Below are 15065 nucleotides of genomic sequence, written 5' to 3'. Positions count from 1 at the left end.
GCATGGAGCGGCGGATATCCCAATAGACCATGCCGGTGTCGAGGATGCTGCCGCAGGTCAGCATCATGTCGACGGCGGCGTCGTAGTCGGCGCAGGACTGGAAATACGGTGGCGGGCCGGCACTGGGCCAGCGCCGCCACAACACGTTGCGCCAACTCGCGTAGCCGGTGTCGGTTCCGCGGTAGACCGCGGAATTGGCCGTGAGCGAAAGGAGTACCGGCAACCACGGCCGCAGATGATTGCTGATCTGCACCGCGGTCTCCGGATCGTCCACCGAGACGTGGACGTGGCAGCCACACAGCCCCTGTTCGTGCGCGAGCATGCCGAAATGCTCCTCGATACGGCGATAGCGCGGCGTATCGGTGACCGGATAGGCGTCGGGCACCGTCGGCGGCACCCCGGTGGCGAGCAGCCGGGCGGTGTTGTCGGCCGCGGCGCGGACGACGGCGCCGCGCAACTGCCGCAGTTCCCGCAACAGCTCGTCCACTCGCGTGTGCACCGAGCTGCTGGTCTCCACCTGACAGCTGGTCAGTTCCAGCTGCAGATCGATCCCGGCGTCGCCCGCCGACCGCGCGACCTCGCAATTCTTCGGGACCGGCGCTCCGGAGACCGGATCGACCAGCAGGAATTCCTCCTCGACCCCGAACGTCACATCGGCGGCATCCATCGGCTCACCCGCCCGGCACAGTCCATGGCTCGGTGATGCCCGGCGACCGGAACGGCAAACGCATTCCGGCGCGGATCGAGGTTTCACTCGCCGGGTGCGGGTAGCCGCCGCATGTGACCATTTCCGGACTACGCGAGTTGACCGAGCATCCGGGACCTTTCGCCTCGGTCTACATCGAGACCGTCAGCGATACCGAGGACGCCGCGCACCAGCAACGACTGCGCAGCCGTGCCGTGCGGGAGGCGCTGGACGGGGACGGCGCGGACAGGGCCGTTCTCGACGCTGTGGAGCGAGGGCTGTCCGATCCGCCGCCGGGGCGTGCGGGGCAGGCCGTCATCGCCGATGCCGACGGCGTCCTGCTCACCGAGGCGCTGCCGGAACCGCCCGCTCGCACCACGGTCCGGCTCTCGTCGATGCCGTATCTGCTGCCGTTGCTGCAGTTGCGCTCGCCGGCCATGGCCCACGTGGTCGCGGTGGTCGACGATCGCGGCGCCGATCTGTACACGGTCGACGGCGACGGTCACCGCACCGATCACCGGACCGAGGGCGCGCAGCATCCGGTGCACAAGGCGCACGGTGGCGGGTGGGCGCATCGCTCGATGCAGAGCCGGGTCGAAGAGACGGTGCGCCGGACCATCGATGCCACCGCGGAGGAGGTGGTGCGCCTGGCCGACGAGGCCGGCGCGGGCCTGATCGTGGTGGCCGGTGAGATCAGTGCGCGCACCGCGCTGGTCGGCGCGCTGGCCTCGCATCACCGCCGGGTCGTGCAGATCGACGGCTTCACCCGGCATACGAGCGAGGACCGGGCCGATCTCGACCGGCGGGTCGGCGAAGTGCTGCAGGACCTGGCGCGCACCCGAGTTCGCGACGTGCTCGGCGAATTCGAGCAACGCCGCGCGCACGAACTCGCCGTGCAGGGCTTGCCCGGTGTCGCCGCGGCGCTCACCGAACGCAATGTCGAGACCCTGCTGATCGACCCGGCCGTCATCGGCGACCGGGCCGTGCACGTGGGCCAGGATCCGACCGCGGTGCAGGCGTCGGATCTGCCCTCGGGCCGCGGTGTCGTACGCCGCGCCGACGAGGCGCTGCCGCTGGCCGCGCTCGCGGCGGGAGCCGACATCGTGACCATCGATCGGGATCCGGCTCCGACCGACGGTGTCGCTGCCCTGCTCCGGCACCGCTGATCCGCGAAAGGAGAGGACGATGGACCGAGGAAACACCAAACACGGTGCGCGCGAGGACGATCAACTACGGCACGAACTCCAGGGCACGCTGCGCGGCAACCGTTCCAGCCGCGCCGAGGAGTGGCGGGATCCCGAACCCCCCGCCGATGACGACCCGCAACTGACACCCCCGCGAACGACGACGCCGGAGGGCGCCGAACACGACCGGACCGGCGAGGTCGACTGATCGCATCCGATTCGCGGTCGGCGATTCCGCGCCGGTTACGGTCGAGCAGGCGGGGTATCTCTCCGGTACCGAGAACGATTCGACGTAGCGCCCTATTCGTCAACGGCGACGGATACCCGCAATTCGGTCCCGCACAACGGAGTGCGCCGGTGCGAGGCATACGATGAATCGTCTCTCCGGACGGGGCGGTAGTCCCAGCACGACCGGCCGACTGCCGTGCGGCCGGCACCGGCTTTACGGCCGGTGCCGGCCGATTTTTCCGATGATGTTGTGCCAGAATATCTTTCGAGACGTCATTCCACCCGAACCGGGTGGCGCCGCATGCGTCGGCCGATGGGTCGCATACGGTCGACAGCCGCGTTCACGGCATCCGGCCGCCCCGCATCGGCCGCCGCGCGCGAGGTCCACGATCCGCTCGCGGCCGGGGCGGTCATCGGGCTCAGGAGTCACCGGGTCGTCGTAACCCGTGTAATCGACAGACATCTCGCGACCTCCCACCGGCCCGCGCCATTGCGATATCAGCGCGAGTACCCGCGCCGACGGGCGGGAAAACCGCGAATTCGACTGAGCTGGATATAGTTTCGGTCAAGGCGGAGCGGTGCGGACGCTCAGGCCAGCGAGACGATCAGCGCGATCGCGACGACGACGAACACCACCACGATCGCCGCGACGATGACGATGAGCAACGCCCCGCTCACCGGGAAATGATGACGGGTGCTCGGCTCCGGCGCCGAGAGACCCGAGGTCTGTGCGGTATCCGGCGGGGTGGAACCGGGAGGTACGCCACCACCGGGTTCCAGGTCCGGAGTCTTGGCCGGGTCCGGATCCATTGCAGACATGTTCGGCGTCCTGTCCGGGGCGATCGTGCCCCCTCGTCGTCGGCTCTCACTGCAGCCCTACCCCGCACCGGCGGGGACAACCACGCCGGTGCGGGAAAACGGGCAAAACCTATGCCGGTGGCGGAGTCGGCGGCTGGTGTGCCCGGCGGCCGCTCACGAAACCACGCACCTTGTCCAGCACGGCGGCCAGCAGGCCCGCGGACTTCAAGGTCGCGGGGTTGGAGGGGGTGCTCGGATGCGGATCTTCCACGTAATCCCAGCTCATCCCCTGTGGCCACGGCCCCTGCCCCTCGTTCCACGGCCCTCGGCTGGAGTCGTTTCACATCGTCGTTGAGCCCGTCGAGCAGCATCGTGATCATCGATCCCACGATTTCGAGGTGACTGAATTCCTCGGTCGCGATATCCATGAACAGCTCGTAGGTCTTGGGGTGTTTGCGCCGCAGGACGAAGGCCTGACAGGCCTCGAATCATGTCGTCGGACACAGATGTGCGGCGGCTACCCCGGCGCCTCGAGCGGAAACGCACACCCGCGGACGAACTGCCGCGATTCCTGCGCGCAGGTATGTGTGCGCACCGTCCGGGTAGGCGGGAGGTATGACCGACACACCTCCCCTGGCACTGGTGACCGGCGCGTCCAGCGGTATCGGGTTCGAGCTCGCCAGACAGTTCGCCGAACGCGGTTACGACGTGGTCATCGCCGCCGAGGACGCCGCCATCGACGTGGCCGCCGAATCGCTGCGCCGTTCCGGTGCGCGCGTGCGGCCGCTGCGCATCGACCTGCACAGCGCCAACGGGCCGGAGCAGCTGTATGCCACGGCCACCGAGGACGGCCGCGCGCTCGATGCGGTGGCCTTCAACGCCGGCATCGGGCGCGGCGGCGATTTCCTGTCGACCGACCTCGACGACGAACTCGCGGTGATCGACCTCAACGTGCGCTCGACCGTGCGCCTGGCGAAACCGGTGGTCGCCGATATGGCCGCGCGTGGCTCGGGCCGGTTGCTGTTCACCTCGTCGATCGCGGCCATGATCCCCGGCCCCGAGCAGGCCGTGTACCACGCGTCGAAGTCGTTCGTGCAGTCGTTCGCCGAGGCGCTGCGGCAGGAATTGCGCGACAAGGGCATCACCGTCACGGCATTGATGCCGGGTCCCACCGACACCGACTTCTTCCGGCGCGCCAAGATGCTGGACACCCGCATCGGCCGCGGCCCGAAGGACGATCCCGCCGAGGTGGCCCGCCAGGGGGTCGACGCGCTGCTGGCGGGCGAGCAGAAGGTCGTCGCCGCTTCGCTGCCCACGAAGGTGATGGGCCTGGTCGGCCGGATCGTTCCCGACGCGCTGAAAGCCAAAGCGGGACAGGTCATCTCGGGCCGCTGATCGTGGGCACAGAGCAACCGGCGGCGGCCGGGACGGCCGCCGCCGGAATCGGATATCGGCGCAGTGCGCGCGTTACGCGGCCTGGGCCTGCCACATCCAATGCAGTTGCTCCAACCGGGCAGCGATATCGATGAGCAGATCCTGGGTGACCGGATCGGCCTTCTCCGAGGCATCGATCCGCTCACGCAGCCGGCGCACGACCGCGGCCAGGGACGCGACGATCGCCGCGATCACGTCACCGTCCTGCTGCCACCCCGAGGGGAACGATTCGGCGCTGGAACTCTCCGCGACCGTGCGGGCACGCCCGTCCGGGCTGACGCCGATGGCGGTGGCCCGCTCGGCCGCCGCGTCGGTGAAGCCGCGCGCGGTCTCGACCAGTTCGTCCAACGCCAGATGCACGGTGCGGAAACGGGGGCCGATCACGTTCCAGTGCGCCTGCTTGCCGATCAGGCTCAGATCGATCAGATCGACGACGGTGGCGCACAGCGCGTCACCGGCGATCCGTTGCTGTTCCGGCTCCAGCACCGTCGCGATCGGATCGGTGGTCGTGGAGGTCTTGGCCACGATGGTCTCCTTCCTCGCTGACAGTCATCACCTAGGCGACTGCTTGCCTGCACGACCTACCCGCTGTCGGCGACTCCAAACGAGCGGCACGGTTCAGCCGGCGGCCATCGCCATCGCCAGATACACCACCATCACCGCGAACAGGAACCAGCCCGCGCCCTGCCATACCGGCCACGGCCGCCCGCCGCGCCACTGCCGCACGGTGATGACGAACGCGCCGATGCCGCCCAGTAACAACACGATTCCGGGCACCAGACCGACGGCCAGCCGCGAGGCGGTATCGCAGGCCACGTGGTCGGCGTTCGCGCACTGCTCCCGCGAGGCCGCCCAGCCCAGCGCCACCCCGGCGACGACCGCCGCCACCACCAGCACACCGACCGCGTACCGCACGGCCCGCCGGAAACTCGGCGGGTCACTCCAGCGGGGATTGACCTCGCGTGCCATCGTCACCTCCGGCCCGGTCGTCGTGCGCTCGTCACCCAGGCACTACCCGGCCTCTCCGCGAATATTCGATCGAGACCCGGACGCTCGTTTCGCCCGATCCCTCCCGGGTAGGCGGTCGCTGAGGACCAAAGGAGGCCGATGTGCACCGCGAACCCGATCCGCACGGCGACACCGATTCGCGCAGCCCAGCCGATCCTGCCCGCCCCACGCCGGCCCCCGGCCGAGCCGCCCACCGGCTGACCGGACCGCGCGCCGCGGCGGCCTTGGCCGATCTGGGCCTGGCATCGGTCGCCGCCGGGGTGATCGCCCGGCGCCGCGGCATGATGGCGGTGCTGGAACGGCTCGGCGCCGACGACCGCGCGGTCCACCGGATGCACCGGCTACGGCGTGAATTCGGCAGCGGGCCGGTCGAACTGGTGCTGCCGGGGCGACGGGTGCTGGTGCCACTGGATCCCGCCGACATCCCGCGGATACTCGACGGCGCGCCGAGTCCGTTCCATCCCGCCAATCGGGAGAAGATCGCCGCGCTGCGCACCTTCCAGCCGCACGGAGTGCTCATCTCCGAGGGCGCCGCCCGCGACCAGCGCCGCCGCCTGAACGAACAGGCGCTCGACACCGACCGGCCGCTGCACCATCTGGCCGATCCGTTCGCCGGGTTGGTCGCCGATGCCGCCCGCGAGCAGATCCGCACCGCGATCCAGCGCGGCGGGCTGGACGCGGCGCACTTCACCACCGATTGGTGGCGGCTGGTGCGCCGGATCGTGCTCGGCCGCCGCGCCCGTGAGGACGACTCGATCACCAATCGGCTGTGGCGGCTGCGCGCGGCGGGCAACTGGTCGTACTTCGCGCGGCCGCATCGACGGCTGCGCGAGCGCTTCTACGAGCAACTCTACGATTACGTGCAGACCGCCGAAACCGACAGTCTCGCAGGCGCATTGACGCAACTGCCGGCCCCGGGCGCGGTCGATCCGGTCGGGCAGATCCCGCATTGGCTGTTCGCGTTCGACGCCGCCGGCATGGCGACCATCCGCGCCCTCGCCGTGCTTTCCACCCACCCCGAGCAGCTCGCCCGCGCACGGCTGGACGCGCAGGAGCCCGAGCGCGCCATGCCACGGCCGTATCTGCGTGCCTGCGTCCTGGAGTCGGTGCGGCTGTGGCCGACCACCCCGGCGATATTGCGCGACACCACCGAGGACACCGAATGGGGCCGCGGCGACGACCGTTTCACCGTGGCGGCGGGCGCGGCCCTGCTCATCCCGGTACCGGCCTTCCACCGCGACGCCGACACTCTGCCGTTCGCGCACGCCTTCGAACCCGATATCTGGCTCGACGGACGCGCCGAGCGGTACCCGCAGCTGGTGCCGTTCAGCGCCGGTCCGGCCCGGTGTCCCGGTCGCGATCTGGTCCTGTTTCTCACCACGAGCCTGCTGGCGCATCTGATCGACGAACTGGATCTGGAGCTGCGCTCGCACCCGCGGCCCATCCCCGGGGCGGCGCTGCCGATCACCTTCGACAACTTCCGCATCGACTTCACCGCGCGGGCGCGCGCACTCCAAGCGGCCCAGTCGCCCTCGTCGGCGGGGAGGTGACGGTCGTGCGTGTGGTCGTGGTCGGAGCCACCGGGAACGTCGGCACCGCGGTCGTGTCCGCACTGGCCCGGCGACCGGAGATCGACGCGATCGTCGGACTGGCCCGGCGGCTGCCGCGGCAGCCGGCCGAGGGGGTGCGGTGGGCGCGCGCCGATATGCGCTGCGACGATCTGCTCACCGAATTCCGCGGCGCCGATGTGGTGGTCCATCTGGCGTGGGTGTTCCAGCCGACGCATCGCCCCCTCGAAACCTGGCGCGCGAACGTTCAGGGAACCGAACGGGTCTTGCGCGCGGTCGCGCAGGCCGGCGTCCCGTCGCTGGTGTACGCGTCGTCGGTCGGAGCGTATTCCCCTGTGCACCACGATGATCCGGTCGGCGAGGACTGGCCCACCGAAGGCTGGCCGCCGGCCGGGTACATGCGTGAGAAGGCCTACGTCGAGCGATTGCTCGACCTGTTCGAGAACGAACATCCGGATCGGCGGGTGGTGCGGATGCGCCCCGCCTTCACTTTTCAGGAGGCCTCCGCCAGCCAGCAGCGCCGCCTGTTCGCGGGCCCGCTGGTGCCCGGCAGCGTGCTGCGCCCTCCCCTGATCCCGGTGCTGCCCGTGCCTGCGGGTCTGCGACTGCAGGCGGTGCACGCCGACGATATCGGCAGCGCCTACGGTCTCGCCGTCGTCGACCCGAGCGTGCACGGCGCGTTCAACCTGGCCGCCGACCCGGTGATCGATCGCGCGAAACTCGGCGCATTGTTCGACGCGCCAACGGTTTCGGTGCCGCCCGGGGCCGTGCGCGCCGCATTGGCCGTCGGCTGGCGCTTGCGCCTGGTGCCCGCCCCGCCCGAACTGTTCGACGCGATGATGCGGCTGCCGATCATGGACACCACCCGCGCCAGGCGCGATCTCGGCTGGGCACCGCGCGTCGACGCCGTCTCCGCCCTGCGCGAGGTCCTGACCGGTATGAGTCACGGATCCGGCGGCGCCACACCGCCGTTGGCGTCCGACGCCGGTGGGCGGCTGCGGGTGCGGGAGTTCGCCTCCGGCGTCGGTGGCAGCGACCCGGTCGACCGTTGGGGCGCGGACCTGTGAGTGTCCCGGGCCGCCCCGGGCGCCCCGGCCACACGCTGAACCACGCGTTTCGCCACCGCGTGGGACCTGTGGGGGATTCACACCACAGGTAGGAGGTGATCGACGATGTGCATGCAGATGATGGCGATGCTGCGCGACATGTGGAACATGATGTTCCCGATGATGCCCATGTAATCCGGACCGACGGGAGATCGAACCACGCCGGATCGTCGTCGGCGCCGTGCTATCCGGGAGCGTTGACCTCGTCCGGCGTCTTGTCCGGCCGCAATCCGCGCCAGGACGGGTGACGCAAGCGCCCGTCCCCGGTCCGCTCTGTGAACGACACCTCGCCCACCAGTTCGGGTTCCACCCAGATCGCGTCCTTCACCGGCGCCGCGACCGTGGGGGTCTGCCGCCGCAGCGGCCGCAGCCTGGCCTGCAGATCGTCGAGCATGGCCTGGGTGAAGCCGGTGCCCACATTGCCGATGTAGACCAATTCGCCGGTCTCGTCGTGCACGCCCATGAGCAGTGAGCCGATGCGTCCCGCGCGCCGGCCCGCGCCGGGCCGCCACCCGACGATGACGATCTCCTGATCGTTGACGTTCTTGACCTTCGTCCACAGCGGACTGCGCCGGCCGGGCAGGTACGGGCTGTCCAGCCGCTTGCACACGATGCCCTCGAGTCCCAGCCGCGCCGATTCGGCGAGGACGTCGGCGCCGGTGCCGGTCAGCCGGGGCGGGATGCGCCAGTTCGGTCCGCGCAGGCCGAGTTGTTCCAGCAATCGGCGGCGTTGCTCGTAGGGCAGATCGATCAGCGACCGGTCGCCGATGTGCAGCAGGTCGAAGATGAGGTAGGTGGCCGGGATCGAGCGGGTGAGTGCGCGGATCATGGCCGGATTGCGCTGGTGCATGCGCGGTTGCAGTGCGCTGAAGGAGGTCCGCCCGTCCGCGGCGAAGGCGACGATTTCGCCGTCGACGACGATCGGCGGCGCCGCCGGGGCGAGGTCGGCGAGTTCCGGCCAGGCCGCGGTCACGTCGTTGCCGTTGCGCGAGATCAGCCGCAAGTCCCGGTCGACGTATCCGATCGCGCGGATACCGTCGAATTTCACCTCGTACGCCCAGGCCGCACTGTCGGCGGGCAGAGCGCCGGCCGTCGCCAGCATCGCCGCATAGCGCGGCAATCCGCTCATGAGCGCCCACCCTTCGACAAACCCTTCGACAATGGCTATTTTTTGGTTACTACCCTGAAATACTCCTCTTACAGCGATGACGCCGCTGGTATTTCGGTCACGACCCGATCTCGCAACCACCTGATTGACCGGCCGAACCGCAATTTCGTATGGTTGTGTGAGCGACGATTCGAGGAACCCGGTGAAAATCCGGGACGGTCGCGCCACTGTGAGCCTTCCGCCGGGCGGAAAGCGAGTCAGATACTCGGATCGCGTGGTAACCACCATCGAGCGGGGACGCGCAATCCCCGGAGGAGAGTCACATGGCGACGTCCTATGTTCCCCGGTCCGGCCTGGAGTCGATGCGACTCTCCATTCCGACGACGGCCCTGTGGCTGGGCGGCACCACCGTCCTGGCTCTGCTCGCCCTCTACTTCATCGGTATCGATCAGGGTGCGGTCTCGATCTTCGGCGACGATATGCACGTGCACGAATTCGTCCACGACGCACGGCATTTCCTCGGTTACCCCTGCCACTGACCGCAGGATCGAGCCCCCACAATGGAAAAACGAATCATCGCCCGCGGCGTGCTGGTCGGCGCCATCGGCGGGCTGCCGGCCTTCGTGTTCGCCCGTATTCTGGCCGAACCGATCATCGATCGCGCCATCGCCTACGAGGGCGGGCGCGACGGGGCGCACACGACACTCGAGCAGGCCGCCGGTCACCCGATGGCCGGCATGGAAGAGGGCGAACTGTTCACCCGGTCGGTGCAGGCGACCATCGGCGTCGGCTTCGGCATGATCGTGTTCGGCGCCGCGATGGGTGCGCTGTTCGCGGTCGTGTACTGCCTGTTCGTGGGCCGCGTCGGAGCGCTGAGCCCGCGCAATCTCGCGCTGTGCGTGGCGGGTGGCATGTTCGGCGTGCTGTACGCCGTGCCGTTCTTCAAGTATCCGGCCAATCCGCCCTCGATCGGCAACCCCGACACGATCGGGCAACGCACCGGCCTGTATCTGCTGATGGTGGTGATCGCCGCGACCTGTGCGGTGGGCGCCGTGTGGCTGGGCCGCAGACTGCAAGCGCGCCTGGGTAATTGGACGGCGACCATCGCCGCGGGCCTGGCCTTCGTCGTCGTGGTGACCGCGATCGCGTCGCTGCTGCCCTCACTCGGGCATCTGGCCGCCAACCGGGCCCTGGGCGACGCGGCTACCGAAACACCGCTGCCGCTCACCGATTCGAGCGGCCGGATCGTCTATCCGGGCTTCCCCGCCGACGATCTGTACTACTTCCGCTTCTATTCCCTTGCCGCACAGGTCATTCTGTGGTCGGTCATCGGTGTGGGTTTCGCGACACTGGCGCCGCGGCTGTTCCGGCGCGCGGACGACTCCGCCGCCGCGCCGGCAGCGGCGGTATGAGCGCGGCCATCACCCGGCTCACGCTGATCAGCCACGGCATGACCGCAGCGATGCGGTCGGCTCGCTTCCCGGTCGACGAACCGATCGACGAGCTACCCCGCGGCGCCGCCTCTCCGGCGGCGCCGCGGGCCGACCGGGTGCTGGCCGCCCCGGAGCTGCGGGCGAGCGCGACCGCCACCCTGCTGGCCCTGTGCGCGACCACCGAACCCGCCCTGGGCGACCTCGACTGCGGCGTCTGGGCGGGCAGGCCGATGGACGCCCTCGACCCGGCCGACCTCATGTCCTGGATGACGGATCCCGGCTACCGCGGCCACGGCGGTGAGGCGATCACCGACCTGCTCGACCGGGTACGCGACTGGCTCGACACGGTGGTCGCGGACCGATGCCGCATCGTCGCGATCACCCATCCCGCCGTCGTGCGCGCGAGCGTTCTGCTCGCCCTCGCCGCACCGCCGGAATCGTTCTGGCGCATCGACGTTCCGCCGCTCAGCGCCACCACACTGCACAGTCGCGGCCCGGCCTGGACCGTGCGGCACACCGCGAATCCGCTGTGAGATCGTGCGGCCCGGCCACGCGGGTCCACCTCAGTGCGGCGCCGATTTCTTCTCGACCAGGTCGGCGAGCACCGCTGCCTCGCTGATGTCGATCCGCTTGCTGGCCGACAGCAGCGTGAGCATGCCGCGCCCGGCGAGTTCGCGCAGATGGTCCAGGTCGGCGGCGCGTTCCGGATCGTGCAGTTCCTCCCGGTAGCGGCGACCGAATTCGTCGAATTTGGCGGGGTCGTGGGCGTACCAGGTGCGCAGTTCGGTGGAGGGCGCGATCGTTTTGCACCATTCGTCGAGGTGAGCGTTCTCCTTGCTCATCCCGCGCGGCCAGAGGCGATCGACCAGCACTCGCATCCCGTCGTCGGGATCGGGGTCGTCGTAGATCCGCCGGACCTGGACTCGCGGTCGTGTACTCGCCATCGCGCTGCTCCCTTCGGTCGGCCGTCTCGCCCGGCACCCACGACGCGGGATGGCCGGTCCCCTTCCCGCATCCGAGGGTAATCACGCGCGCGGCCGCATTCGCCCCGCTCGGCGAGAACGGGTTCGCGGCCCCTACCTACGTAGCCGTAGGTTACGGTAGCGTAGGTTGAATGAACGCCCCGATCTCGACCGCCGATCCCGTAGCCCTACCCCCGTCGGTCGAATTCGACAATCGCGACGCCGTCTACGAGTACTACCGCACCCACCGGGCGCCCCGCACCCGCGCGCGCCTGTTCTACGCGATCACCGCCTATCGCAAACGCCCCGCGGTCCACTATGCCGAGGGCGCCCGCGCGGCGATCCGGCAGCTGATTCGCGACAACCGGCGCATGATCATCGCGATCAACCATGTGAGCGTGGAAGATCCGCGCACCGTCGCCGCCTTCGCCTGGCGCAGCGTGTTCCGGCCGCGGATCGGCCACATCCGGGTGCTGGCCAAGGACGAACTGTTCACCGAGCCGGGACAGCGCTCGCGCATCGACGTCATGGGCGCCATCCCGGTGTTCCGCGGCAAGGATCACGGCGCGCGCGCCGCCTACGCCGCCGGGCAGCAGTTGATGGACGTCTGCGTCGGACGCATGGTCGACGGTGACGACCTCGCCCTGTTCCCGGAGGGCACCTGCAACGAGACCGATCCGTCCCGGGTGCAGACCATCGGCACCGGCATCGGCCACATCGCCGCGCGCGCCCGGAATGCCGGGGCGGCACCGGTTTTCGTCTTCCTCGGCCTGACCTACGGCCCCGGCGGCCGCGCCACGTTCTACCTCGACGAGCCGCTGCCGGATTTCCCGGAGCGGCCGGCCCAGATCACCCGGGTCGTCGGCACCCGGATGCAGCGCGCCCTCGACGGGGCGATCGCGGCCGTCCGGTAACGCGCGTCAGCCGGCGGGCAGCGTGCGCACACCCGACCCGGCGGCCACCGCACCGACCACCGTGCGGAAGGATTCGACATCACAGTCCGGTGGCCGCATGCCCACGGCCTCCAGGGCGTAGGCCTTGAAGGCTCGCGCCGCCCGGCTCGGCACGTACGCCGTCGGTGAGGCCTGCGCGAAAGATGTTTCGCCGCAATCCGTTTCGCCCCAGAACCGGACGTCGGTGCGCGCGCTGCCGATATACCGGCGGGCCCATTCGCGCGCCGGTTCGCCCAGTGCGGACAGATCCCCGGCGACGGCGAAGGCGTGCGGTATGGGCACCTGCCGCCGGCAGCGCAGCACACAGCCGAGGTCGAGCACGCCCAGCCCGAGGATGGTCAGTGGCCGGATATCGCCGGGTGAATCGACCGCGACGGTGACCTCCCAGCCGGCCACGGCGCGGTCGAACAGCCACCCGCCGGCGCGCGAGACGACCTCGACCGGATTGTCCGCGATCACGACCAGCTGATATCGCAGCGAGCGCCGGCCGGATTCGGCGACGGCGCATTCGCGCGGAGTTTCCGCCGCGTGGGCGTTCGTTGGATACCGGTGCGACACAGCAGACATAGCACTTCCGTTCCGATCACAACCACCACTGCCTTCCCCGTCGGACGGCCCACATCGCCCGAGCAGAGACTAGTTTATTTTCCCCCAGCGGGAGAAAATATTGGCCAAACTCGCCCCCATCCACCGGGCGTGTTGGCCGGACCCACCGACGGCATCCGTAGCCTGAGAGAGTGAGCGGCGGGAATACAACCGGGTCCGGAGCAGGGATCGTGCAGACATCGCGGCGCGGGCGCGGGCGGCCACCCCGGCTGAGCCGCGACCGCATCGTCGCCGCCGCACGCGCGCTGCCGCCGGAAACACTCACCATGAAGGCGGTCGCCGACGCGCTGGGCGTGGATCGCAAATCGCTGAACTACTACGTCAGCGACCGCGACGGATTACTCGAACTGGTCGCACTCGACGCCTTCGAAACCGAGATCCGCCGCCTCGCCCTGCCCGCCGACGGTGACTGGCGGCAACTGCTGCACCTGTTCGCCGTCGCGGTCGCCGAAGCCCTCACCCAGGTCGGGGTGCTGATCTACCATGTGCGATTCCGCGGCCGAGGCGGACTGTCGACGCTGGCCGAGATCGAGCGGATCTTCCAATCGCTGGTCTCCGCCGGATTCGAGCCGATGGAGGCCGGGCGCACGCTGCGGCTGCTCGCCGATATCGCGTACTCGGCGGCGCGCGAGTCCGCGGAGGCGACCCGGGGCCATGTGGACCTGCAGGCCGAACACGTCGCGCGGACACTGAATTCGGAAGTGGGAGAAGAGTTTCCACTCCTGCGGCAGGTGGCGACCACGCGCGAGAGCACCGGGCGGGTCGGCGAGCAGTTCGAATTCGACGTCGACCTCGTGATCTCCGGGCTGGAACGCAAACTCGAGGCCCGCGGCCGGGCCTGAGACCACCGGATTTCGATCCCGGTGACCGTAACGCTGGCCGGACCCGGCCGGCGGGTGGTTACCTACCGCACGTCCGACAGGCCGGAAGAGAGGTCGTGCGATGTCCGTCGACGAGGCAACCGATACCGCGGTGCGAGTGGTCCGGCTGGGTAACCACATCGGCGCCCGGATCGAGGGAGTTCGCCTCGGCGGCTCGCTGGACACCGACACCGTCGCCACGATCCGCGCCGCCCTGCACCGGCACAAGGTGATCTTCTTCCGCGGCCAGGACCACCTCACCGAGGACGGGCAGTACGAATTCGCGCAACTGCTCGGCACGCCCACCACCCCGCATCCGACACTCACCTCCGCGGGGGTGAAGAGTCTGGCCATCGATTCCCAGCACGGCCGCTCCAACGTCTGGCACACCGACGTCACCTTCGTCGACCGCGTGCCGAAAACCTCGATCCTGCGCGCGGTGTCCCTGCCCTCCTACGGCGGATCCACCACCTGGGCCTCCACCGTGGCCGCCTACGACTCGCTGCCGCAACCGCTGCGCGTGCTGGCCGAGAATCTGCGCGCCCGCCACACCAACCGCTACGACTACGCCGCCGAGGCCGACGACCGGCCCGACGCCGGAACCCGTTCGTACCGAACCGAATTCGAGTCCCGATACTTCGAGACCGAACATCCGGTGGTACACGTCCATCCGGAGACCGGGGAACGCGCGCTGCTGCTGGGCTGCTTCGTCAAGGAGATCGTCGGCCTGTCCACCGCCGAATCGCGGGCGCTCTTCCGCCTGTTCCAGGATCGCGTCACCCGGCTCGAGCACACCACCCGCTGGGATTGGGCGCCCGGCGATGTGGCGATCTGGGACAACCACGCCACCCAGCACTACGCGATCGACGACTACGACGGCACCGAACACCGCCGGCTCACCCGCATCACGCTGGCCGGTGCCGTACCCGTGGGCGTCGACGGCCGCCCGAGTACGGTGATCTCCGGTGACGCCGCGGCCTATTCCCGCCCCAGTCGCTGCCGCGGGCGGCATGAAAGCCACTGCCCGGCGCGGCGTGAACCGCGCGGCGTGCGGAACCGGAGCCGTACTGTCATTTAGTCTTTGACCAACCTGCGCCCCGTGGCGGCGCGCGGACAGGTGCCGGCAGAGGGC

General features: G+C 69.6%; 20 protein-coding genes, 1 pseudogene and 1 riboswitch. Of the genes and pseudogenes, 11 read left to right on the top strand and 10 right to left on the bottom strand.

Going from position 1 to position 15065, the window contains the following annotated elements; all coding sequences use genetic code 11:
• A partial coding sequence (locus ON23_RS30040) for a YbdK family carboxylate-amine ligase (protein WP_039782506.1) occupies positions 1-667 on the bottom strand: 667 nt, incomplete at its 3' end.
• 113 nt (positions 668-780) lie between these two features.
• Here ON23_RS30040 and ON23_RS30035 point away from each other — a divergent pair.
• On the top strand, positions 781-1851 hold the full coding sequence (locus ON23_RS30035) for an Rv2629 family ribosome hibernation factor (protein ID WP_039782504.1): 1071 nt from the start codon (positions 781-783) through the stop codon (positions 1849-1851).
• A gap of 19 nt (positions 1852-1870) precedes the next feature.
• Complete coding sequence (locus ON23_RS30030) at positions 1871-2077, top strand: hypothetical protein (RefSeq protein ID WP_039782503.1); 207 nt, start codon at positions 1871-1873, stop codon at positions 2075-2077.
• Positions 2078-2685: 608 nt separating this feature from the next.
• Here ON23_RS30030 and ON23_RS30025 read toward each other — a convergent pair.
• The 3 genes and pseudogenes from ON23_RS30025 to ON23_RS37230 form a co-directional block, all read right to left on the bottom strand.
• Complete coding sequence (locus ON23_RS30025) at positions 2686-2916, bottom strand: DUF6480 family protein (RefSeq protein ID WP_039782502.1); 231 nt, start codon at positions 2914-2916, stop codon at positions 2686-2688.
• A gap of 109 nt (positions 2917-3025) precedes the next feature.
• Positions 3026-3181 (bottom strand): hypothetical protein, encoded by a 156-nt coding sequence (locus tag ON23_RS38210; RefSeq protein ID WP_157170329.1) that lies wholly within the window; start codon positions 3179-3181, stop codon positions 3026-3028.
• 51 nt (positions 3182-3232) lie between these two features.
• Positions 3233-3371 (bottom strand): annotated as a pseudogene (locus tag ON23_RS37230) (manganese catalase family protein); the annotation flags it as partial.
• 139 nt (positions 3372-3510) lie between these two features.
• On the opposite strand from ON23_RS37230, the gene ON23_RS30020 reads away from it, so the two are divergent.
• Positions 3511-4290: an SDR family NAD(P)-dependent oxidoreductase gene (locus tag ON23_RS30020; protein WP_039782501.1), complete on the top strand. Its 780-nt coding sequence runs from the start codon at positions 3511-3513 to the stop codon at positions 4288-4290.
• Between the two features lie 72 nt (positions 4291-4362).
• Here the strand turns inward: ON23_RS30020 and ON23_RS30015 are convergent, their stop codons facing one another.
• Entirely contained in the window at positions 4363-4854 is a 492-nt protein-coding gene (locus tag ON23_RS30015; RefSeq protein ID WP_039782500.1) for a Dps family protein, read from the bottom strand.
• 93 nt (positions 4855-4947) lie between these two features.
• Positions 4948-5298 (bottom strand): hypothetical protein, encoded by a 351-nt coding sequence (locus ON23_RS30010; RefSeq protein WP_039782499.1) that lies wholly within the window; start codon positions 5296-5298, stop codon positions 4948-4950.
• 236 nt (positions 5299-5534) lie between these two features.
• Between ON23_RS30010 and ON23_RS30005 the strand changes: the two genes are divergently transcribed.
• Together ON23_RS30005 and ON23_RS30000 are read left to right on the top strand one after the other, a co-directional pair.
• The gene (locus ON23_RS30005) at positions 5535-6887 is read left to right on the top strand and encodes a cytochrome P450 (protein WP_039782512.1); all 1353 of its coding nucleotides are present in this window, start codon (positions 5535-5537) and stop codon (positions 6885-6887) included.
• A 5-nt stretch (positions 6888-6892) separates the two neighbouring features.
• The gene (locus ON23_RS30000; RefSeq protein ID WP_039782510.1) at positions 6893-7972 is read left to right on the top strand and encodes an NAD-dependent epimerase/dehydratase family protein; all 1080 of its coding nucleotides are present in this window, start codon (positions 6893-6895) and stop codon (positions 7970-7972) included.
• A gap of 77 nt (positions 7973-8049) precedes the next feature.
• On the opposite strand, the gene ON23_RS39625 is transcribed toward ON23_RS30000, so the two are convergent.
• A complete protein-coding gene (locus tag ON23_RS39625) occupies positions 8050-8172 on the bottom strand; it encodes a hypothetical protein (RefSeq protein ID WP_275941940.1) in 123 nt (40 codons plus the stop codon).
• A gap of 23 nt (positions 8173-8195) precedes the next feature.
• Complete coding sequence (ligD, locus tag ON23_RS29995) at positions 8196-9140, bottom strand: non-homologous end-joining DNA ligase (RefSeq protein WP_039782498.1); 945 nt, start codon at positions 9138-9140, stop codon at positions 8196-8198.
• Between the two features lie 125 nt (positions 9141-9265).
• A riboswitch (cobalamin riboswitch) is annotated at positions 9266-9406 on the top strand.
• Positions 9407-9442: 36 nt separating this feature from the next.
• Between ligD and ON23_RS29990 the strand changes: the two genes are divergently transcribed.
• From ON23_RS29990 to ON23_RS29980, 3 genes are read left to right on the top strand one after another with little or no spacing between them, the layout of a single operon-like run.
• Complete coding sequence (locus ON23_RS29990; RefSeq protein WP_036510848.1) at positions 9443-9658, top strand: CbtB domain-containing protein; 216 nt, start codon at positions 9443-9445, stop codon at positions 9656-9658.
• A gap of 21 nt (positions 9659-9679) precedes the next feature.
• Positions 9680-10531, top strand: a complete 852-nt coding sequence (locus ON23_RS29985) for a CbtA family protein (RefSeq protein ID WP_039782497.1) — start codon at positions 9680-9682, stop codon at positions 10529-10531.
• Positions 10528-11085 carry a histidine phosphatase family protein gene (locus ON23_RS29980; protein ID WP_039782496.1) on the top strand — a complete coding sequence of 186 codons (558 nt, stop codon included), beginning with the start codon at positions 10528-10530 and terminating at the stop codon, positions 11083-11085. Before ON23_RS29985 ends, ON23_RS29980 begins: the two co-directional genes overlap by 4 nt.
• 30 nt (positions 11086-11115) lie before the next feature.
• On the opposite strand, the gene ON23_RS29975 is transcribed toward ON23_RS29980, so the two are convergent.
• Positions 11116-11496 (bottom strand): DUF488 domain-containing protein, encoded by a 381-nt coding sequence (locus ON23_RS29975; protein WP_039782495.1) that lies wholly within the window; start codon positions 11494-11496, stop codon positions 11116-11118.
• A 170-nt stretch (positions 11497-11666) separates the two neighbouring features.
• On the opposite strand from ON23_RS29975, the gene ON23_RS29970 reads away from it, so the two are divergent.
• Positions 11667-12428, top strand: a complete 762-nt coding sequence (locus ON23_RS29970; RefSeq protein ID WP_051043566.1) for a 1-acyl-sn-glycerol-3-phosphate acyltransferase — start codon at positions 11667-11669, stop codon at positions 12426-12428.
• Positions 12429-12434: 6 nt separating this feature from the next.
• On the opposite strand, the gene ON23_RS29965 is transcribed toward ON23_RS29970, so the two are convergent.
• Positions 12435-13034, bottom strand: a complete 600-nt coding sequence (locus tag ON23_RS29965) for a hypothetical protein (protein ID WP_143860090.1) — start codon at positions 13032-13034, stop codon at positions 12435-12437.
• 209 nt (positions 13035-13243) lie between these two features.
• On the opposite strand from ON23_RS29965, the gene ON23_RS29960 reads away from it, so the two are divergent.
• Positions 13244-13915, top strand: coding sequence for a TetR/AcrR family transcriptional regulator (locus tag ON23_RS29960; protein ID WP_039782494.1), 672 nt, complete (start codon positions 13244-13246; stop codon positions 13913-13915).
• A 100-nt stretch (positions 13916-14015) separates the two neighbouring features.
• On the top strand, positions 14016-15011 hold the full coding sequence (locus ON23_RS29955) for a TauD/TfdA dioxygenase family protein (RefSeq protein WP_083904328.1): 996 nt from the start codon (positions 14016-14018) through the stop codon (positions 15009-15011).
• Positions 15012-15065: the final 54 nt, after the last annotated feature.

Origin of the sequence: Nocardia cerradoensis NBRC 101014, from assembly GCF_000308535.1 — a bacterium.
Taxonomy (GTDB): Bacteria; Actinomycetota; Actinomycetes; order Mycobacteriales; family Mycobacteriaceae; genus Nocardia; species Nocardia cerradoensis.
This window is presented reverse-complemented; position numbering and strand designations above follow the sequence as displayed.